The organism is Streptomyces sp. TLI_55, from assembly GCF_900206255.1.
In the GTDB taxonomy this organism is placed as follows: Bacteria; Actinomycetota; Actinomycetes; order Streptomycetales; family Streptomycetaceae; genus Streptomyces; species Streptomyces aquilus.
This window is the reverse complement of the sequence record NZ_OAOJ01000001.1, coordinates 8,347,762-8,367,044: the sequence shown is the minus strand read 5'-3', so window position 1 is coordinate 8,367,044 and position 19,283 is coordinate 8,347,762. Positions and strand designations below refer to the sequence as shown.

The 19,283-nt window shown below is 72.2% G+C and carries 22 protein-coding genes; 11 read left to right on the top strand and 11 right to left on the bottom strand.

Annotated features, from left to right (window positions below; all coding sequences use genetic code 11):
* Window positions 1–20: 20 nt before the first annotated feature.
* Window positions 21–653 (bottom strand): GNAT family N-acetyltransferase, encoded by a 633-nt coding sequence (locus CRP56_RS38315; RefSeq protein ID WP_097272019.1) that lies wholly within the window; start codon window positions 651–653, stop codon window positions 21–23.
* A gap of 92 nt (window positions 654–745) precedes the next feature.
* On the opposite strand from CRP56_RS38315, the gene CRP56_RS38310 reads away from it, so the two are divergent.
* On the top strand, window positions 746–1,711 hold the full coding sequence (locus CRP56_RS38310; RefSeq protein ID WP_097272017.1) for a DUF1152 domain-containing protein: 966 nt from the start codon (window positions 746–748) through the stop codon (window positions 1,709–1,711).
* Window positions 1,712–1,807: 96 nt separating this feature from the next.
* Entirely contained in the window at window positions 1,808–2,311 is a 504-nt protein-coding gene (locus tag CRP56_RS38305; protein ID WP_097272015.1) for a lamin tail domain-containing protein, read from the top strand.
* Between the two features lie 18 nt (window positions 2,312–2,329).
* On the opposite strand, the gene CRP56_RS38300 is transcribed toward CRP56_RS38305, so the two are convergent.
* Window positions 2,330–3,331 (bottom strand): hypothetical protein, encoded by a 1,002-nt coding sequence (locus CRP56_RS38300; protein WP_097272013.1) that lies wholly within the window; start codon window positions 3,329–3,331, stop codon window positions 2,330–2,332.
* Window positions 3,328–3,693, bottom strand: coding sequence for a PadR family transcriptional regulator (locus CRP56_RS38295; protein ID WP_097272011.1), 366 nt, complete (start codon window positions 3,691–3,693; stop codon window positions 3,328–3,330). Before CRP56_RS38295 ends, CRP56_RS38300 begins: the two co-directional genes overlap by 4 nt.
* A 204-nt stretch (window positions 3,694–3,897) precedes the next feature.
* Here CRP56_RS38295 and CRP56_RS38290 point away from each other — a divergent pair, with 204 nt between their 5' ends.
* Entirely contained in the window at window positions 3,898–6,285 is a 2,388-nt protein-coding gene (locus tag CRP56_RS38290) for an ATP-binding cassette domain-containing protein (protein WP_097272009.1), read from the top strand.
* Between the two features lie 73 nt (window positions 6,286–6,358).
* Entirely contained in the window at window positions 6,359–6,712 is a 354-nt protein-coding gene (locus CRP56_RS38285) for an ArsR/SmtB family transcription factor (RefSeq protein ID WP_097272007.1), read from the top strand.
* Window positions 6,713–6,721: 9 nt separating this feature from the next.
* On the opposite strand, the gene CRP56_RS38280 is transcribed toward CRP56_RS38285, so the two are convergent.
* Entirely contained in the window at window positions 6,722–7,387 is a 666-nt protein-coding gene (locus CRP56_RS38280) for an SDR family NAD(P)-dependent oxidoreductase (protein WP_097272005.1), read from the bottom strand.
* Window positions 7,388–7,661: 274 nt separating this feature from the next.
* On the opposite strand from CRP56_RS38280, the gene CRP56_RS38275 reads away from it, so the two are divergent.
* Window positions 7,662–8,735: a hypothetical protein gene (locus CRP56_RS38275; RefSeq protein ID WP_097272003.1), complete on the top strand. Its 1,074-nt coding sequence runs from the start codon at window positions 7,662–7,664 to the stop codon at window positions 8,733–8,735.
* Here the strand turns inward: CRP56_RS38275 and CRP56_RS38270 are convergent.
* Together CRP56_RS38270 and CRP56_RS38265 are read right to left on the bottom strand one after the other, a co-directional pair.
* Window positions 8,728–9,414 carry a maleylpyruvate isomerase N-terminal domain-containing protein gene (locus tag CRP56_RS38270; protein ID WP_097272001.1) on the bottom strand — a complete coding sequence of 229 codons (687 nt, stop codon included), beginning with the start codon at window positions 9,412–9,414 and terminating at the stop codon, window positions 8,728–8,730. The two genes, CRP56_RS38275 and CRP56_RS38270, sit on opposite strands and share 8 nt — an antisense overlap.
* Window positions 9,415–9,704: 290 nt before the next feature.
* On the bottom strand, window positions 9,705–10,742 hold the full coding sequence (locus CRP56_RS38265) for a hypothetical protein (protein WP_179851220.1): 1,038 nt from the start codon (window positions 10,740–10,742) through the stop codon (window positions 9,705–9,707).
* Window positions 10,743–11,016: 274 nt separating this feature from the next.
* On the opposite strand from CRP56_RS38265, the gene CRP56_RS38260 reads away from it, so the two are divergent.
* The 3 genes from CRP56_RS38260 to tgmB all read left to right on the top strand — a co-directional run bounded on the left by CRP56_RS38260 (window position 11,017) and on the right by tgmB (window position 12,677).
* Window positions 11,017–11,301 (top strand): DUF1232 domain-containing protein, encoded by a 285-nt coding sequence (locus CRP56_RS38260; RefSeq protein WP_097271999.1) that lies wholly within the window; start codon window positions 11,017–11,019, stop codon window positions 11,299–11,301.
* A 190-nt stretch (window positions 11,302–11,491) separates the two neighbouring features.
* Window positions 11,492–11,683, top strand: coding sequence for a putative ATP-grasp-modified RiPP (gene tgmA, locus CRP56_RS38255; RefSeq protein WP_097271997.1), 192 nt, complete (start codon window positions 11,492–11,494; stop codon window positions 11,681–11,683).
* Window positions 11,684–11,699: 16 nt separating this feature from the next.
* Window positions 11,700–12,677, top strand: a complete 978-nt coding sequence (tgmB, locus tag CRP56_RS38250; RefSeq protein WP_097271995.1) for an ATP-grasp ribosomal peptide maturase — start codon at window positions 11,700–11,702, stop codon at window positions 12,675–12,677.
* 3 nt (window positions 12,678–12,680) lie between these two features.
* Here the strand turns inward: tgmB and CRP56_RS38245 are convergent, their stop codons facing one another.
* Window positions 12,681–12,902: a hypothetical protein gene (locus tag CRP56_RS38245; RefSeq protein WP_097271993.1), complete on the bottom strand. Its 222-nt coding sequence runs from the start codon at window positions 12,900–12,902 to the stop codon at window positions 12,681–12,683.
* A 102-nt stretch (window positions 12,903–13,004) separates the two neighbouring features.
* Window positions 13,005–13,460: a DUF2269 family protein gene (locus CRP56_RS38240; RefSeq protein ID WP_097271991.1), complete on the bottom strand. Its 456-nt coding sequence runs from the start codon at window positions 13,458–13,460 to the stop codon at window positions 13,005–13,007.
* Between the two features lie 178 nt (window positions 13,461–13,638).
* Between CRP56_RS38240 and CRP56_RS38235 the strand changes: the two genes are divergently transcribed.
* Window positions 13,639–14,598, top strand: coding sequence for a GlxA family transcriptional regulator (locus CRP56_RS38235; RefSeq protein ID WP_097274868.1), 960 nt, complete (start codon window positions 13,639–13,641; stop codon window positions 14,596–14,598).
* Here the strand turns inward: CRP56_RS38235 and CRP56_RS38230 are convergent.
* Window positions 14,595–14,783, bottom strand: coding sequence for a DUF5133 domain-containing protein (locus tag CRP56_RS38230; RefSeq protein WP_097271989.1), 189 nt, complete (start codon window positions 14,781–14,783; stop codon window positions 14,595–14,597). The two genes, CRP56_RS38235 and CRP56_RS38230, sit on opposite strands and share 4 nt — an antisense overlap.
* Before the next feature lie 236 nt (window positions 14,784–15,019).
* Here CRP56_RS38230 and CRP56_RS38225 point away from each other — a divergent pair, with 236 nt between their 5' ends.
* Window positions 15,020–15,367, top strand: a complete 348-nt coding sequence (locus CRP56_RS38225; RefSeq protein WP_097274866.1) for a hypothetical protein — start codon at window positions 15,020–15,022, stop codon at window positions 15,365–15,367.
* Window positions 15,368–15,423: 56 nt separating this feature from the next.
* Here the strand turns inward: CRP56_RS38225 and CRP56_RS38220 are convergent, their stop codons facing one another.
* Both CRP56_RS38220 and CRP56_RS38215 read right to left on the bottom strand, forming a co-directional pair.
* Window positions 15,424–17,196 carry an ABC transporter ATP-binding protein gene (locus CRP56_RS38220; protein WP_097271987.1) on the bottom strand — a complete coding sequence of 591 codons (1,773 nt, stop codon included), beginning with the start codon at window positions 17,194–17,196 and terminating at the stop codon, window positions 15,424–15,426.
* A 50-nt stretch (window positions 17,197–17,246) separates the two neighbouring features.
* Window positions 17,247–18,104: an aldo/keto reductase gene (locus tag CRP56_RS38215; RefSeq protein ID WP_097271985.1), complete on the bottom strand. Its 858-nt coding sequence runs from the start codon at window positions 18,102–18,104 to the stop codon at window positions 17,247–17,249.
* 265 nt (window positions 18,105–18,369) lie between these two features.
* Here CRP56_RS38215 and CRP56_RS38210 point away from each other — a divergent pair, with 265 nt between their 5' ends.
* Complete coding sequence (locus CRP56_RS38210; RefSeq protein ID WP_097271983.1) at window positions 18,370–19,257, top strand: Gfo/Idh/MocA family protein; 888 nt, start codon at window positions 18,370–18,372, stop codon at window positions 19,255–19,257.
* The last annotated feature ends 26 nt before the right edge of the window (window positions 19,258–19,283 follow it).

Genomic DNA, 19,283 nt, shown 5'->3' with positions numbered 1-19,283 from the left:
CCATCGTAATATGGTGAGGCCTACAGCTGGTCGAGATCTCCAGTCGTACGCCCCAGGCAGACGACCGACTCCAGGTCCGGTACCGGGATCTCCCGGAAGCCCAGCCGGTCGTAGAAGGCACGGGCCGGGACGTTGGCCGTCGCCATGACCAGGTGGACCGCCGGGACCCCGCGGTCCCGCAGGGCCGCCAGGAGCGTGCGCATCAACTCCCTGCCGTGTCCGCGGCCCTGCCACTCGGGAAGCAGGTCGATGTGCAAGTGGGCGGGGTACTCGGCGAGTTCGGGGACGATCATCCGCTCGGGGTCGTGCAGGAGCCGGATCATCAGCTCGTCCGGGGTGCCGGGGGCGGCACTGCCCTCCGGATACCGGTCGGCGACGAGCGGGAGCCACTTGGTGCGGAACTCCGCGGCGAAGCGGGGGGTGTCGGCGACGCCGAGGATGTAGCCGACGGCCTGCCCCCGACCGTCGTCGAGCACGAAGGCGAGGTCCGGCTCCAGTTCGGCGTACGGCTGCGCGAAGATCGCCGGGAGGATGGTGGGGTCGGCGTAAACGGGCCTGGCGTCCAGGCCGTTGTGGGCGGTGCGGATGCAGATGTCGTCGAGGGCGGCCCGGTCGCCGGGGCGGTACCGGCGGATCACTGCTGGCGAGGTCATCGCAGCATCCTGACCCGTTGGGAGCGCTCCCACAAGCCTTCCGGCCCCAACACGCCCGCCGGGGGCGGAAGATCGCCTGTTAGCGTCCTGCGGTGTTCTCCCTTCACGAGCCTGCCCTCTTCACCCGTCTGCGTGCGGCGCGGCGGGTTCTCGTCGCGGGCGCAGGCGGCGGTTTCGACGTCTACGCCGGGCTGCCGCTGGCGCTCGCCCTTCAGGCCGCCGGAAAGGAGGTGCACCTGGCCAACCTGTCGTTCGCGGACCTCTACGGCCTGGACCTGGACGCGTGGCTCGACCAGGACGTCGCGGCCGTACGCCCCGACACCGCCGCCCGCGGCGACTACTTCCCCGAGCGCACCCTCGCCCGCTGGCTGGAGAGGCAGGGCCTGCCCGCAACGGTGTACGCCTTCCCGCTCATCGGGGTGGCCCCGCTGCGGGCCGCCTATCGCAGGCTCCTCGACCACCTGGGTCCGGTGGACGCGATCGTCCTGGTGGACGGCGGCACCGACATCCTGCTGCGCGGCGACGAGCACGGGCTCGGCACCCCGGAGGAGGACATGGCGAGCCTGGCGGCGGTGGCCGGACTGGACGACGTACCCGAACGACTGGTCGCCTCCCTGGGGTTCGGGGTGGACGCGCATCACGGCGTGAACCACTCCCTGGTCCTGGAGAACCTGGCCGCGCTGGACCGCGAGGGCGGTTACCTGGGCGCCTTCTCCCTGCCGCGCGACAGCCGCGAGGGCGCCCTGTACCTGGACGCGGTGGCGCACGCCCAGGAGTGCACCCCGGACCATCCGAGCATCGTCAACGGCTCCGTCGCCGCTGCCGTGCGCGGCGACTTCGGAGATGTGCGCTTCACCGAACGCACCCGGGGCAGCGAGCTGTTCATCAACCCCCTGATGTCCCTGTACTTCTGCGTGGACGCGCCCGCCCTGGCCCGGCGCAACCTCTACCTCGACCGGCTGGAGGACACCGCGCTGATGCGCCAGATCCACTCCGTCATCGCGGAGTTCCGCGACGCACTGCCCCGACAGCGGCAGCCGCGTGCCTACCCGCACTGACGTGGTCACAGTTCGGGGAATCGGCCGTGACCCTACAAGAAGGTTGTATACGCTCCAGGTTCTTCTTCACCGAACCATCACAAGGGGGGCTTTCTCATGCGGATACGTCTTGCCGCCACCACGGCCGCTGCCGCCACCGCCGCCGGGACGCTCATCGCGCTCACCGCCGTGCCCGCGCAGGCCACCGAGTACTCGTCCGCGCTGAAGATCCGCGGCGTCCAGTACGACGCGCCCGGCCGTGACTCCAACAACTGCGCCACCGGGAACACCGACGAGGAGTACGTGACGATCAAGAACTACTCGTCGACCAAGACCGTGAACCTCAAGGGGTACTGGGTCGAGGACGCGGCCGGGAACTACTTCGAGTTCACCGCGAACCACTATCTCCAGCCCGGCGACTACGTGAAGCTGCGCGGCGGCCACGGCACCGACTCGGACGCGAAGAACGTCGTGTACCGCGACAACTGCAACTTCCTGTGGAACAACGACAAGGACACGATCTACCTGTTCAAGCCGGCCGGCAGCCGGGCCGACGTCCACTCCTACACCAAGAGCGGGTCCGACCCGGACGGCAACGGCTACATCAAGTTCCACAGCTGAGCGCGCGGCGCGACCCCGTCAGCGGGGGGCGAGGTCGCGCCTGGCCACCACACCCAGCACCAGGACCAGCAGCGTGAGCGCGGCCGCCTGGGCGTACGCGCCGGCGAGGTAGACGGCGGGCAGCGGAAGGCCGCTCCACAGGAGCAGCGACGCCGCCCGGACCGCGAGGACCAGCAGGCCGAGGACCGCCAGGGCCAGCGCTCCGCTGCCTGTTCCCGGTTCCGCACGGCGGGTGCGCAGCAGCAGCCAGCCGAGGGCGGCGAGGACGAAGCAGGTGGCGGGCGCCCAGGCGATGTCGGCCAGGGTGGGCAGCAGGGCGACGGAGCCGCCGGTGACGACACAGCAGGCCAGGAAGGCCAGCCCGGGGGTGCTCACGGGGAGCGTGGCCGGCGGGGCGTCGCGGTGGTACGCGGCGCACACCGCGAGGGCGGGCAGCCAGGCGAACAGCGCGTTGGCCGTGGCGAAATAGGGCGCGGACATCGGCCACTCGGTCACCAGCGGCTCGATGAGCGGCCACAGCGAGGGCAGCGCGGCCAGCAGCACGGCGGCCCGGGCGAGCCGCCGGCGGTCGTGGACGAGGGCGAAGAACCCGACCGTCCACAGCAGCGGCAGCACCCATCCGGCGATCGCGACGACGGTCGGCAGCGGACCGCTGCCGGTGAAGCCGGTCAGGAACAGGTCCCATTCCCGGGGACCGCGGGTGGCCGACCAGGTGACCCGCAGGACCTCGTCGGAGACGATGACCGCCGCCTGGAGCAGTACGGCGTACAGCGCGAAGTTCCGTACGGCCGAGCCGAACACGGCGTAGCGCCGGGGCGCCCCGGTGGTGGCCAGCCTGCTGCGCACGGCGAGGGCGGCGATGCTGGCGACCTCGCCGAGGGTGGGCCTGCTCTGGTCCTGGGTCTCCTGGTCGACGTCCCAGAGATAGACCTCGACCATCTCCTCCTCGCGGGCCTCGCGGTAATAGGAGGGCAGCAGGCGCAGCACGGTGCGGTAGCGCGCTTCGAGCAGGGTCGTCATGCGAGGCCTCCCGCGAGTCCGGGTCCGGTGACGGGCGGGGTGGTGCCGCCGGCCTTGCGGCCCTCGGCGATGCGCTGCTTGGCGGCGCTGGCGCCCGCGGCCATCCGCTCCGCCTCGGCGTCCAGGGCCCGCATCCCCTCGTCGGTGAGGCGGTAGTAGCGCCGGAGCCGGCCCTGCTGCACCTCCTCACGGTCCAGGACGATCAGTCCGTCCGCGGTGAGCCGGTCGAGTACGCCGTACAGCGTGCCGACGCGCAGCTGGACCGTGCCGTCGGACAGCTCCTCGACCTCGCGCAGGATGCCGTACCCGTGTCGCGGTTCGTCGGCCAGGGCGGTCAGGACGAAGAACGCCGCCTGTGTCATGTTCCTCGGTGCCATGAAACTGAATATATCGGCTGCCGATATATTCTGCGAGCCGAACGCGCCGCGGATTCCGGGCGGTCGCGCCGCCGATGTCCGGGCGGTCAGGAATGGAGAAGCGGGGGGCACGGGTCCGGACCTAGCCTGAGAGCCACGCCGCCTCGGCCCCGCCGAGCGCCCCGGCCCCACGGAGGAGAGACGACCACCATGGCCAGGAAGACGGACTCGCAGCCCGCCGCGCCGCACGTTGCCGACAGCCACGATCTGATCCGCGTGCACGGGGCGCGCGAGAACAATCTGAAGGACGTCAGCATCGAGATCCCCAAGCGCCGGCTGACGGTGTTCACCGGGGTGTCCGGCTCCGGCAAGAGCTCGCTCGTCTTCGACACCATCGCCGCGGAGTCGCAGCGGCTGATCAACGAGACGTACAGCGCCTTCGTGCAGGGGTTCATGCCGACGCTGGCCCGTCCCGAGGTGGACGTCCTCGACGGCCTGACGACGGCGATCAGCGTGGACCAGAGCCGGATGGGCGCCGACCCGCGCTCGACCGTGGGGACCGCCACGGACGCCAACGCGATGCTGCGCATCCTGTTCAGCCGGCTCGGCAAGCCGCACATCGGCCCGCCGAGCGCGTACTCCTTCAACGTCGCCTCGGTCTCGGCGCAGGGCGGCCTCACCGTCGACCGGGGCAGCGAGAAGACCAAGACCGAGAAGGTCACCTTCAACCGCACCGGCGGCATGTGCACCCGCTGCGAGGGCCGCGGCACGGTCACCGACATCGACCTCGCCCAGCTCTTCGACGACTCCAAGTCGCTCAACGAGGACCCGTTCACCATCCCCACCTACACCGGGGACGGCTGGGTGGTGCGGGTCATCAGGGAGTCCGGCTTCTTCGACCCGGACAAGCCGATCCGCAAGTACACCAAGAAGGAGCGGCACGACTTCCTGTACCGCGAGCCCGTCAAGGTCAAGATCAACGGCGTCAACCTCACCTACGAAGGCCTGATCCCCAAGCTCCAGAAGTCGATGCTGTCCAAGGACCCCGAGGCGATGCAGCCGCACATCCGGGCCTTCGTGGAGCGCGCCGTCACCTTCGCCGTCTGTCCCGAGTGCGACGGCACCCGTCTGACCGAGGGTGCCCGCTCCTCGAAGATCGAGGGGATCAGCATCGCCGACGCCTGTGCGATGGAGATCCGGGACCTGGCCGACTGGGCCCGCTCCCTCAACGAGCCCTCGGTGGCCCCGCTCCTCACCGCGCTCCAGCACACCCTGGACTCGTTCGTCGAGATCGGCCTCGGCTATCTCGCCCTCGACCGTCCGGCCGGCACGCTGTCGGGCGGTGAGGCGCAGCGCGTGAAGATGATCCGCCACCTCGGCTCCTCGCTCACCGACGTCACCTACGTCTTCGACGAGCCGACCGCGGGGCTGCACCCGCACGACATCCAGCGGATGAACGACCTGCTGCTGCGCCTGCGCGACAAGGGCAACACCGTGCTCGTCGTGGAGCACAAGCCGGAGATGATCGCGATCGCCGACCATGTCGTGGACCTCGGCCCCGGCGCCGGGGTCGCGGGCGGCGCCGTCTGCTACGAGGGCACCCTGGAAGGGCTGCGGGCCTCCGGCACCATCACCGGCCGGCATCTCGACGACCGGGCCGGCGTCAAGGAGAGCGTGCGCAAGCCCACCGGCGCGCTGGAGATCCGTGGTGCCACGGCCAACAACCTCCAGGGCGTCGACGTCGACATCCCGCTCGGCGTCCTCACCGTCATCACCGGTGTCGCCGGGTCCGGCAAGAGCTCGCTGGTGCACGGCTCGGTGCCGCTCGACGCGGGCGTGGTGTCGGTGGACCAGAGCCCGATCAAGGGCTCCCGGCGCAGCAACCCGGCCACCTACACCGGGCTGCTCGAACCGATCCGCAAGGCCTTCGCCAAGGCCAACGGCGTCAAGCCGGCCCTGTTCAGCGCCAACTCCGAGGGCGCCTGCCCCACCTGCAACGGCGCCGGCGTCGTCTACACCGACCTCGGGATGATGGCCGGTGTCTCCACCACCTGCGAGGACTGCGACGGCAAGCGGTTCGACGCGTCGGTGCTGGAGTACCGGCTCGGCGGCCGGGACATCAGCGAGGTGCTGGAGATGTCGGTGACGGACGCGGAGGAGTTCTTCGGCTCCGGCGAGGCCCACACCCCGGCCGCGCACAAGATCCTGGAGCGGCTCGTGGACGTCGGCCTCGGCTATCTCACCATCGGCCAGCCGCTGACCACGCTGTCCGGCGGTGAGCGGCAGCGCCTGAAGCTGGCCACGCACATGGGCGACAAGGGCGGCGTCTACGTCCTCGACGAGCCGACGACCGGTCTGCACCTGGCCGACGTCGAGCAACTGCTGGGGCTGCTCGACCGGTTGGTGGACTCCGGCAAGTCCGTCATCGTCGTCGAGCACCACCAGGCGGTCATGGCCCACGCCGACTGGATCATCGACCTCGGCCCGGGCGCGGGCCACGACGGCGGCCGGATCGTGTTCGAGGGCACCCCGGCCGACCTGGTCGCCGCCCGCTCCACGCTCACCGGCGAGCACCTCGCGGCCTACGTGGGCGCCTGACCCGGAGCACCGCCGGCCCTCCGGGGCGACCGCCGTAGCATGACCGGACCGCAGTCGCCCCGAAGGAGTCCCCATGGCCCGCCCCCGCACCGCCGCACGGACGGTGGAGCACCCCGCCGTGGCGGAGGTGTCGCTCCAGCAGGTGCTGGAGGCCCTGGTGGACCCGGTGCGGCGCGCCGTGGTCTCCCAACTCGCGGGCGCCGGCACGGAGATGAGCTGCGGCACCTTCGACGTGGCGGTGTCCCGGTCGACGCTGACGCACCACTTCAACGTGCTGCGCGAGGCCGGGCTGATTCGTCAGTACTACGTCGGCACCACCAAGATGAACGCCCTGCGCACCGACGAGATGCAGGAGCGCTTCCCCGGTCTGCTGACGGCACTGGTGGAGGCCTCGGCCCGGGAGGACCGGCACACCGCCGGCCGCTGAGGCCGGGCTTCAGGAGTCGAGGTCGTCGGCGAAGTGCCGGAACCCGTGCCGGTCCCGGTGCAGTTCCCACAAGGTGTCCGCCAGGGTGTCCGGGTCCTTGCGGGGGTGCCCGGGGATGATCGCGCCGGGGATGACCAGCTGGGCGACATGGATGCCCTCGGCCGCGAGGGTGTCGTGCAGCAGATGCCCGTACGCGCTCTCCGCGGCGAAGGCGATCGACGTACCCGCGCGGTCCGGGTGCGGGACGACTGCGGTGCCGCCGTTGACGAACAGGATGGTGCCGCGGCCGAGTTCGCGCATGCCGGGCAGGACCTGCTGGACCGCGGCGACCGGACCGTAGACCGAGAACTCGACCGGACCGGTGAGGTCGGCGTGGGTGGTCTCCAGGACGTGGCGCATGAAGCCGGGCTGCGGGACCGGGCTGTACTGGAGGACCTCGATCGGGCCCAGCGCCGCCCGCGCCTCGTCGAGGGCGGCCGCCAGGGCCTTCGGGTCGCGTACGTCGGCGGTGAAGGCGCGGGCCGTGACGCCCTGGCCGGTCAGGCCGGCCGCGAGGGCCGCGACGCGCTCGGGGGTGCGGGCGACGAGGGCGACGTCGAAGCCCTCGCTGCCGAACCGCCGGGCCACGGCCGCGCCGAGTCCGGGGCCGGCTCCGATGATGGCGATGGTGGTCATGGACCCATCCTTCCCCCGCCGGGGCCGGCATGCGCCACGGCGAACAGGACCCGCCCCGATGCGGATGGTGGGCGGGCCCTGTTCGTGCCGGTCATTGTGGTGGTCGCGGGGGCCGCGCGACACGGGTGAACGACGCCCACCCGAAGCGCGCCCCGCACACCCCGAGTGATCCGGACCGCCAGGGGCTCGTCCCGTCTGTCGACCCCGCCCGATGTCGTGCCGGCCGCGGCGACGATACTGGGAGGCGCACGTGCCCCCGCCTCCAGATGGACTCATGCCGATCTCCCCCACCACCGCCCCGTCCACCACGACCCCCGCCACCGTGTGGCAGGTGCGCGGCCGCCATGCCGACTCCGCCGCGGTGGACGTGCTCCGGGCCTCTCACCTGCGGCAACTGAAGGACGAGGGGGTCGTCGACGACTTCCAGGAACTTCCGGAGGAACGGGTCTTCGAGGCCCGCTGGCGGGTCGAGGACGAGGTGACCGTGCGGGCCCGGCTGACCCTCACCGACGAGGAGTGGGTGCTGGTCGCGGAGGCGGAGCGGGCCTGGAACATGTCCTGGCCCTCCCCCGTCGGCATGTTCTGGCCGCTCGGCCCGGAGGCGCAGTGGGATCACGACACGGTCGCCGGAGTGCGCTTCCGGGAGGTCAACCGGCTCACCGAGGACGACAAGGAGATGCGGCGCCTGCTGAAGAGCTGCGCGCGTGAGTCGTGGGCGGTCCATGTAGTGGTGCACGAGGCCATGACGCCCGACGAGCGCGGCCTGCGCCCGCTGGCCGGGCTGCTGCCGCCGGGACTTGCGCACCGTGTGGTGGAGCACCGCGCCGCGCCGCACCAACTGCGGGCCGTCAACTGGGCGTTGAAGGACCTCGACGTGCAGGTGCCGCGCGGCGGCGCCGTCGTCCTGCCGCCGCTGCCGTCCGGTCACGACGCCGACGAGTTCTCCGTACGCAGCGTCTTCCTCGACGGGACGCCGCCCACGGAGCTGATCGACGTCCTGACCCGGTTCGCCACGCTCCCCAGGCCGTTGCCCGGTGACGCCGAGGAAGCGGTCACCGACCTGCGTGAGAAGTGGGGGCTGCTGACCCTGGAGGAGGAGCTCGCCCGCCAGCGCGAACTCGTCGCCATGTACGCCGAGGCCCTCGACGCCATGACCAAGTCCCGGGACCTGTACCGGGAGGCCGCCGAACGCGCCAACGAGGCGCTGGCCGCCTACCGCGAGGGCCGCGCCGTCGACCCGGCCGAGCCGCCCGCCGAGCAGCAGCCCGCGTCCCCGCTGCACCAGCTCACCCGGACCTTCGAGCGCCTCAAGCGCCGCCCCCCGAAGGACGGCGACGGCGTCAGCTGAACAGCGGGATGCGTTCGGCGTCGGCTCCTAGGACGCGGCGGTCGGCATCCGTGAGGGGTGCGCGCCCGGTGGCGGCACGGGCGTAGTGCTCGTCGCTCCACGCCACCGGGACGGGACGGCCCAGCAGCCCGTCCAGGGTGGCGCGCACCGCGGCCAGGCCCACGGCTGACGGCCCCGGCACGCCGGGCAGGTCCACGACGAGGTCGAGGTGGTGGATGGTGGCCTCGACGGCCAGGGTCGTCATGAGGTTCCCGGCGGTGAGCACATGGCCCTGCGTGGCGACGAGGCGGTCCGGGGCCGCCGCCTCGGCGGCCGTGACCGTGGCCGCCGCGGTCTCCAGGTACAGCTCCCGCAGCTGACGGAAGTCCAGGAACATGCTGGCGCCCACCCGGCTCCAGCGCCGCCCGTTGGCCGCGCCGGCGGGATCGGGCCGCCAGTCCTGCCAGTAGGTGACGGCGTCACGGTCGGCGGGTCCGGCGGCCGGGGTGTGCAGGGCGACCAGGGCCCGCTGGCAGTCGGAGACGCAGTGCAGGATCAGATCCCGCACCGCCCAGCCCGTGCAGCCGGACGGCCGCCAGGACTCCTCGTCCTCCAACGGCCGGACCACGTCCGCGAAGGCGGTGTAGGCGGCGCGGAGCACCTCGGACGGGGGCGTGGGGTCCGCGGGCACATGGGTCATGACGCCAGCGTAGGCACCGCGCCGCTGCCGCAGGGGCCGGGGCGGCCGGGGCGGCGTCCATCTTGGTCTCGAACTCGGACTGGGCCACCGCGTCGTCGACGGAGGGCTGGAGGTTCTGAGGTGGAGCACCGCGTCGGGCTCCTGGAGCTGCGCGGTCTGACCGTCCTACGGACGGGGTCGGACCGTCGTTCGGCGCCCCCGGCCTCGCCACCGGCCGAGGGCCGGACGGCGGCGACCGGGCAACCAGACGACAGGGTGTCAGGGCGCCAGGGCCTCTGGGCGACGGCGTGTCAATCCGCCCGGTGCTGGGCCTCCGCGAGCAGGCGTTCCGGCGCGTTCGGGCGCGGCGTCGGGGAGGCCAGTCGTACGACCAGCGCGGTCAGCGCGGCGAGGGCCGCGCACACGGCGGCCAGTCCGGCGGCCCAGGCCGGGGCGAGGGTGAGGTCGAGGGCGTGGGACAGCCGGCCCGCGTCGAAGCGGGCCGCGTACAGCTGGGTCGCGGCCAGGGCGGCCGGCACCAGGACCGCGAGGGTGAGCGGCGGCGCCGTCGGGCGCAGGGTCACCAGCAGGGCGAGGAGCAGGCAGAGGCCGGACAGGCCGAGGACGAAGCCGTAGCGGCGCAGGGAGACTCCGTCCTGGTGGGCCGGGAAGTACGCGGCGGCGCAGACGAGCAGCGCCAGTGCGGCCAGTCGGGCGGGCCAGGCGGGCGGGGTGGCGCCGCGGAAGCGCACGCGTGCCGTGCGGGGCACCGGTGTCCCCTCGCGAGGCGGCGCGGCCGGCATGGGGGCGGTCTCCTGCGGCTGCTGGGGCGGGTGGGGGCCGCCGCGTTCGTCGGCCAGGCGGCCGATCAGCTCCACGAGGTCCTCGACGGGCCGGCCGGTGGCGGCCGCCCGCACCGCCTCCTGGCCGCAGTGGGGTTCCAGCGGGGCCTGCTGGAGGAGGGCCATCAGCCGGGTCACCTCCTCGACCGGGCGGGACTCGGCCGCGGCGCGGATCGCCTCGTCGGCTCCGGACGCGTCCCGCGGCGGCTGGGTCAGCAGGACCACGAGCCGGGTGACGTCGTCCACGGAGCGGTTCACCCCGACCGCGCGGAGCGCGTCGGCGGTGGCGCGGGCGTACCGGGGTGACTGTTCGAGCAGCCTGATGAGCTGGGCCACCTCGTCCAGGGGGCGATCGGCCACGGCGGCACGGACCAGTCCGTCGACCGGGTCGCCGTACGCCGGGACGCTCCCGTCCCCTCGGTCGCCGGTCGGCGCGAGGGGGCTGGTCGGCTCCGTGACGGATATGGCGGGTTCGTTCGACTGGGGTGTGGACGGACTACTGGTCATGCGCGGTTCTCCAAGCGGATGAGATGCGGCCGCTGCTGCGCCCCCGAAGCGCGACACGCAACGTTACGGTGACCATTACTAGGTGTCGGCGCCCGACCGTGCCACTCGGATGGGCCACGGGTATGACGGACCCCCGACGGCCCACGCCCCTGCACTCCCACTGGTCTTCGACGGCACCGGTTCGAGCCTTGTCGGTCATACCCGTGTCGGGAACGGGAATCCGTGAAGAGATGCACACACCCTGATACGGCACGTCCCGATTCGAGGAGGGCCTGTGGACACCAGCACCGTGATCGTCGTCGCCGCGGTGATCGCGGCGGTCCTGCTGGCCGCGGCCGTGGTCGTTTTCGCACGACTCCTGCGCACCCGGCGGGACCTGAGGCGGGCCGGGCTGCCGACCGGTCCGCGGTGGGTCTTCTGGGGCGCCCTCGCCTACTTCCTGTTGCCGGCCGACCTGTTGGTCGACCCTGTGTATCTGGACGACATCGGAGTTCTCCTGCTCGCTCTGCGCAGCATGCGCGCGTACGCGGAGCGTGACCAATTCACCGATACGGCCTGATCAAACGCCTCGACGTCCCCATCTGTCTCCCCCGCCCCCGCTCCCCCCACCGCCTCTGGTTACACACGGTAAGGAAACCAACCACTCGTTCGATTCGTATAAGTCTCAGGAGGCCGACGGCAGTCGGCGACCCGGGCGACGGTGCGAGTGACCGCCGCCGGCTCGGCGCAGCATCCACGAGGGAGAGACGATGCAACCGTTCGCGCTCAACTACGCCCGCCCGGCAGCACAGTCGGAGGCCACCACTCCGTATGTGTACGACTCCGGACGGCAGTTGAACGTGCTCTCGGACGGGCGGATAGCCGCCCATGACCTGGCGTTGCTGAGAGAGCTCGGAACGACGACGTCAACTGCCGGTTCGAAGACCCATTTCGACGACTGAACACGGGCCTGCGCACATGACCGTGTTGATCCTGACCTGTGAGGAAGACGTGACCGCCGACATGGTGGTCGCCCATCTCAACGCGTCCGGGGTGCCGGTGGTCCGGCTCGACCCGGCCGATCTGACGGGGAGCGCGGCGCTGTCCGGGGAGTACGTGCACGGCTCCTTCCGCGGCCATCTGTCGTCCGGGGGGCGGCTGGTGAGCATCGACGGGCTGCGGTCCGTGTGGGTGCGCCGACCGGGCACGGCCGCCACCCGGGCCGCCGAGCCGTCCCAGTGGCTGACGGAGGAGTCGTCGCAGGCGCTCTACGGCATGCTCCGCAGTTCGCGGGCGCGGTGGATGAACCACCCGGACGCGGCCCGCCGGGCCCGCCACAAGCCCTGGCAGCTACGGCTGGCCCAGCGCTCCGGGCTGCCCGTGCCGGCCACGCTGATCACGACCTTTCCGCAGGCCGCCCGGGAGTTCGCCGAGCGGTACCCGGATCTGGTGGTCAAGCCGGTGTCGGGGGCGCATCCGCAGGATCCGCCGCGGGCGGTGCCGACCAGCAGGGTGGCCCCGGACGCGGACTTCGGGGCCGTGGCGTACGGTCCGACGCTGCTCCAGCGCCGGATAGCCAAGCGGGCGGACATCCGGCTCACGGTGGTGGGTGAGCGGATGCTGGCCGCGCGCAAGTCCACGGCGGCGGACCCGGACGAGGTGGACGTCCGCTTCGCCTCCCCCACTCATCCGTGGGAGGCCGCAGAGGTGCCGCCGCGGGTCGCCGACGCCGTGCGCGCCTATCTGCGGGGCGCCGAACTGGCCTACGGCGCCTTCGACTTCGCGGAGGACGCCGACGGGACGTGGTGGTTCCTGGAGTGCAACCAGTCGGGGCAGTTCGGCTTCGTGGAGGTGGAGACGGGTCAGCCGATCGCGCGCACCATCGCCGAGTGGCTGGCCCGTCCCGTGCCGGGCGAGGGGGCACAGGTCAATGGCGCGAACACCGCGCTCACCTGAGGGTCACAGCTGTCCGGGGCCGGGCATGAGCGCGTTGCGCTGCCAGCCCGGGGGCGGCGGAGGCGGCGAGGGCAGCTCGCCGAGCTGGGAACGGCCGACGGACTGGAAGGGCTGCATGACGAACTCCAGTTCCCTGCTGACTCGTTCGGCCTCCCTGCGAACCTGAGTGGGTATGTCGCCGCGCTCCGCGATGAGTCGGTCATAGATGGGGGAATCCTGGAACACCCGTCAACGTGCCTTTCGTGTCACGGCCCACAGGTATGGGCACGGCTGTCGAGTCTAGGCGTCCCTGCACCCTGCGGGGTGAATTCCTCCGTTCGGCTTGACTCACGCTCCCGTCGTGGAGCCGGGCCGGACGATCATGAGCACGGTGACGGTGGCCCACAGCAGGTTGAAGACGCCGGTGAACATGGCGAGTTGGGCGGATTCGGAGCGCTCGACGGGCTGCCCCGCGTCGAGTTGTTCGAGGAGTTCCGACTGCCGGGGGAGAACGAAGGCCACCAGGACGCCTGCCGCCGTGGCCGTCAGCGCCATGGAGGCGATCAGCCAGCCGCTGCTCAGCACCCCCATCGCGGCGGCCGTGGCGAAGCCGAGGAGCGGGACGGCCAGTCCCAGGGCCGCGTAGACGCGGCATATGCGGTGCAGCAGGGCGACGGTGCCCGTGCCCGCCCCGTCGTCGCCGGACCGGCGGGCCGCGGGCGGGAACATGCTGGCCGCGACGGTGACGGGGCCGACGGCGACGATGGCCGCGAGGACATGGAGGGACAGCAGGAGCTTGGTCATCGGGTGAGGTCCAGGGTCGGTCGTGGGTGGTCGGCGGCCCACGTTAGGGATCTTCGCGACCGTCGCACAGGGGCTGGAACGACAGGTGCCAACGGATTCTCGCCAACCGTGCTGACGTTGGTCTTTCTCTCTGTCCCCTGGTACAGCGGCTGGCGGGAACCCGCTTATCGTGGTCTTCATGCACACCGTGGCGATCCTGGCTCTCGACCAGGTGGTGCCGTTCGACATGGCGGCGCCGATGCAGGTCTTCGACTGGACGCGGCTGCCCGACGGCCGCGGGCCCTACCGGGTCCGGCTGTGCGCCGAGTCTCCTGAGGTGCGGGCCGACGGCGGCTTCTCGCTCCGCGTCGAACACGGCCTGGAGACCCTGGCGGACGCGGACACGATCATCGTGCCCGGCTGCTCCCCCGAGGCCGGTCCCACCCCCGCCCCCGTCCTCGACGCGCTCCGGCAGGCCGCGGCGGCGGGCACCCGGATCGCCTCGGTGTGCGCGGGCGCGTTCGTGCTGGCGGAGGCCGGGCTGCTGGACGGGCTGCGGGCCACCACGCACTGGGTGGCCGCGGGCGAACTGGCCCGCCGCTTCCCCCGGGTGCGGGTGGAGCCGGACGTCCTCTACGTCGACAACGGCCGGATCCTCACCTCGGCGGGTGCCGCCGCCGGCCTCGACATGTGTCTGCACCTGATCCGGCGCGACTTCGGGTCGGCCGTCGCCGCCGATGCCGCGCGGATGTCGGTCATGCCCCTGGAACGGGAGGGCGGCCAGGCCCAGTTCATCGTGCTGGACCATCCGCCGGTGCCGCGCGGCTCGACCCTCGAACCGGTCCTGGAGTGGATCGAGGACAACCTGGCCCGCGAGATCACCCTGGCCGCGATGGCGGCCCGGTCGGGGATGAGCGAGCGCACCTTCAGCCGCCGCTTCCGTGAGCAGACCGGCACCACTCCGCTGCAGTGGCTGCTGCGGGCGCGGGTGCGGCGCGCCCAGTACCTGCTGGAGAACAGCGACCACCCGATCGAACGCGTCGCGCGGCAGGCCGGGTTCGGTTCCCCGACCGCGTTCCGCGAGCGGTTCCGGCGCGTCGCCGGAACCACTCCGCAGGCCTACCGCGCCGCGTTCCACGTGAGTTCGAAAAGACCCTAGATCAGGGCGTCCGCCTTGGCCACGGCGTCGTGGACCGCGCTGGCGCCCATCAGGACGCACAGGGTGTAGTTGACGTCCTCCAACTCCCGCGCGACCATGGCGTCGCCGCGCTCGGCGTGGGCGATCTGAAGCGACGCGTACTGCGTGAGCAGCTTCCTGACGACCTTCGGGTCCGGCACCAACACGGAACAGCCCCTCTCAAGACGGATCGGTCCACGGGCCCGGTTCCGGCATGCTCACATCTCCCGCATCCGGGCCCGCATTTGACGGAATCCTGACGCTTCGTGCCCGAGTGGCGCTCGAATCCGGCCTGCGGGAGACCCACAGGAGTGACGTTCCGGCGAGCGTGGAACCGAACCGCTTCCCCACGGGCCCTCGGCAGTTGAACAGGGGGCATCCCCTCGCACGAACGGTGTACGTCATGAACTGGCTCCCCCGCCTGCTCTGCGCGATCTACGTCGCCACGAGCGCCGGACTCGCCTGGACCTCGGTCCTGCAGCACCGCCACGGCCCCACGTGGGCCGTGTATCTCCTCGCCGCCGCGAGCCTCGTCCCGGTCATCGCCGTCGTCCGCGAGGCCGAGTGGCACGAGGAGCGGACGGCGGCCGCCCCGGCCGGGTACGCGGGCGGTCTCGGCATCGCCGAGGCCGCCGACGACGTCGTCCAGGCCGAGCTCGACGCCGCGTGCTGCGAGCGCTGGTGGACCAGTTGCGGCACGGACCACGACACCCGCTGCCCGCACCGCGTCCCGCGCAGCAGCGCCGCCTGACGGACCACCGTCGCGCGCGTGCCCTCCGGGCGCCGGTGCCGCCCGGAGGGCACCGCTCAGGCCACCTGCCCGCTGTGCAGCGCCGTGTACGCACCGCCCCGGCGCAGGAGTTCCTCGTGCGTGCCGATCTCCTGGATGCGGCCGTCGCCCAGCACGACGATCCGGTCCGCGCCGCGCACGGTGGACAGCCGGTGGGCCACCACGAAGGTGGTGCGGCCGTGCAGGAGCCGGGCGAGGGCCTCCTGGACCAGGGCCTCCGAGCGGGTGTCCAGCGCCGAGGTGGCCTCGTCGAGGACGAGGACCCGGGGGTCGCGGATCAGGGCGCGGGCGATCGCGAGGCGCTGGCGCTGGCCGCCGGACAGCCGGGCCCCGCGCTCGCCGACGACCGTGTCCAGGCCCTGCGGCAGCCGGTCGACGAACTCCAGCGCGTTGGCGTCCCGCAGAGCCGCCCGCACCTTCTCCTCGTCGGCCTCGTCCTCCATGCCGTAGGCGACGTTCTCCCGGATCGTGCCGTCGAACAGGATCGACTCCTGCGGCACCACCGACACGAACCGGCGGTAGGTACGCAGGTCGAGGTCGTTCATGTCGGTGCCGTCGAGCAGCAGCCGGCCCGAGGTGGGGCGGATGAAGCCGATGACGAGGTTGAGGACGGTGGACTTGCCCGCGCCGGAGGCGCCGACCAGGGCGATGGTCTCCCCGGGCCGCACGGCGAGGGTGAAGTCGTGCACGGCGGGCCGCTCCCCGTCCCCGTACACATGGCCGACCCGCTCGAAGGCGACGGCCCCGCGGACCTCGCCGACCTCGGACTTGCCCGCGTTGTCCTCCAGTTCGGGAGCCTGGAGCACCTCGCCCACCGAACGCACCGACTCCAGCCCCTTGGTGATGACCGGGGCGAGCCCCGCCAGCGTCGTCGTGGAGTTGGTCAGGGTGGTCAGGAACGCGCTGAGCATCACCACGTCGCCGGGGGTGACGCCCCAGACGCCGTAGTACGACACCAGCGCGGCGCCCGCGAGGACCAGCACGCCGACGACGTTGAGCACCACCCAGGCCAGCGAGCCGAAGCGGCCGTTGACGAGGTCGAGGCGGTTGCCGGAGGTGAGCAGGCGGTGCAGGGTGCCGTCGATGCGGCGCAGCGCCTTGCGTTCCAGGCCGTGGGCGCGGGTGACGGGGATCAGCCGGGTCATCTCGGTGACCCGGGACGACAGGGTCTCGACCTCGTGCCGGAAGTGCTCGTTGTGGGTGCGCAGCCGGGCCCTGAGGCGGGCCACGACGAGCGCGGCGGCGGGGACGACGACCAGGAACACCGGCAGGAACTCCGGGGTGCGGATGCCGATGATGACGAGCCCGCCGATGAGCACGGTGCCCGCACCGAGGCCGGTCTCGGCGGTCTGCTGCACCATCTGCTCGACGGTCTCGACGTCCCGCACGACCTTGGCCTGCAACACGCCGGCGCTGACCCGGGAGTGGTAGCCGATGGACAGCTGCTGCATGCGGGTGCACAGCGCGGAGCGCAGCGAGGTGCCCATGCGGCGCACGCTGCCGTACAGCAGGCGGACGTAGAGCACGTGCAGCGGGTAGTTGACCAGCAGGATCAGCAGGATGATCCCGGTGCTCAGCCAGAGGTCGCCGATCGGACCGTGCTGGACGACCGTGTCGATGATGGACGCGGTGATCAGCGGCAGCAGCCAGATGGGGCTGTGCTTGACCGTGAAGACGCCGACCGCCACGGCGAGGCGGCGGCGGTCGGCACGGAACAGGTAGGCGAGGGTGCGGATGGGGTGCTCGCCCCGGTAGCGGTGGTCGAGCGGTCTCTCCAACGGCGAGGCCATGGGCGGTGGTCCTTCCCGGGGTCGACTGGTCGGGCGGGCACTCCCTGGGGCTACACCTGGTCGAGCGTGGCGATCTCCGCGGCGCTCAGGGTGAGGTCGGCCGCAGCGAGGGAGTCGAGGATGGTCTCCGGCCGGCTGGCCCCCGGGATCGGTACGACGACCGGCGACTTGGCGAGCATCCAGGCCAGGCACACCCGCTGCGGGCTCACCCCGTGCACCTCGGCGATCCGCGCGAACGGCGCGTAGGCGGAGCCGAGTTCACCCGCCCGGGAGATACCGCCGAGCGGGCTCCACGGCAGGAAGGCGACGCCGAGTTCGTCGCAGAGCTCCAGCTCCGGCTCGCTGGAGCGGAAGGCCGGGGAGAACTGGTTCTGCACGGAGACGAGCCGTCCGCCGAGGATGTCGTTCGCCTGCCGGATCTGCTCCGGGTTCGCGTTGGAGATCCCCGCCATCCGGATCTTGCCCTCGTCCAGCAGGTCCCGCACGGCACCGACGGAGTCGGCGTACGGCACCCGCGGGTCGGGGCGGTGGAACTGGTAGAGCCCGATGGCCTCCACGCCCAGCCGGCGCAGCGACGCCTCGCAGGCCGCCTTCAGATGCTCCGGGCGGCCGTCGAGGGTCCAACTGCCGTCGCCGGGCCGCAGATGGCCGCCCTTGGTGGCGACGAGGACGTCCCCGCCCCGGTCGTGGGAGGCGAGGGCCTTCGCGATCAGGGTCTCGTTGTGGCCGACCTCGTCGGCGCCCACGTGGTAGGCGTCCGCGGTGTCGATGAGCGTCACGCCCGCGTCGAGGGCGGCGTGCAGGGTGGCGAGGGAACGCGCCTCGTCCGGGCGTCCCTCGATGGACATGGGCATTCCGCCCAGGCCGATGGCACTGACCTCGACGTCACCGATGCGTCGCGTGTGCATGGGGTGTGACCTCTCTGCGGCTGCCGTACGGGTGCGAATGTCCGGTGGATCGACACACGGCCGCCCGGCCGGACACCCGTCTCAGCCTGAACCGGTCCGGGCCCACAGGTCCAATAGAAGAAAGAGAACGCATTCAGCACTGCGAGGACTGAATTGCGCGGCACGTCGACCGGTGTGCGACCCGTCTTCCCGATCCGCTTGCGCGGGCTTCGGGTACGTGTGGCACGCTCGCCCTCGACCAGCGACGACGGTGAGAGGCGGCGGTATGCGCATCGGACTGCTCGGCACCGGCCCATGGGCCGAGGGGGCGCACGCGCCCGCCCTGAGCGAGCACACGGAACTGGACTTCGCCGGGGTGTGGGGCCGCCGTCCGGACGCCGCGAAGGAGTTGGCGGGCCGCTTCGGCACGCGGGCCTACGACGACGTCGACGCGCTCTTCGCCGACGTGGACGCCGTCGCGATGGCGCTGCCGCCGGGGGCGCAGGCCGAGCTGGCGGTACGGGCCGCGCGGGCGGGCTGCCATCTGCTCCTGGACAAGCCCCTGGCGCCGACGGTCGAGCAGGGGCGGGCCGTGGTGGACGCGGTGCGGGAGGCCGGGGTCGCCTCGGTCGTGTTCTTCACGACGCGCTTCCAGGCCGTGACCGAGGCGTGGATCACCGAACAGGCGGCGGTGGAGGGCTGGTTCACCGCGCGCGCCGAGTGGCTGGGCGCGGTGTTCACCACCGACAGCCCCTTCGGGGCGTCACCGTGGCGGCGGGAGAAGGGCGCGCTGTGGGACGTGGGCCCGCACGCGCTGTCGGTGCTGCTGCCGGTCCTCGGCGACGTACGACGGGTCACGGCGGCCGCCCACGGTCCGGCGGACACCGTGCATCTCGTCCTCGAACACACCGGTGGCGCGTCCAGCACCCTCACCCTGAGCCTGAGCGCGCCGCCCGCTGCGGCGGGCGCGGCCGTCGAACTGCGCGGCGAGGCGGGGGCCACGCTGCTGCCGCGCAGCCCGGAGGGCGCGGTGCCGGCCCTGGTCCGCGCGGCGGACGCCCTGCTCGCCGCGGCTCGCACCGGCCGACCGCACCCGTGCGACGCCGCGTTCGGCTTGCGCGTCACCGAGATCCTGGCCACGGCGGAGGGCCTGCTGGGCGAGGAACGCCCCTGACGCGGGCGGTGGTTGGCGGGCGGCGG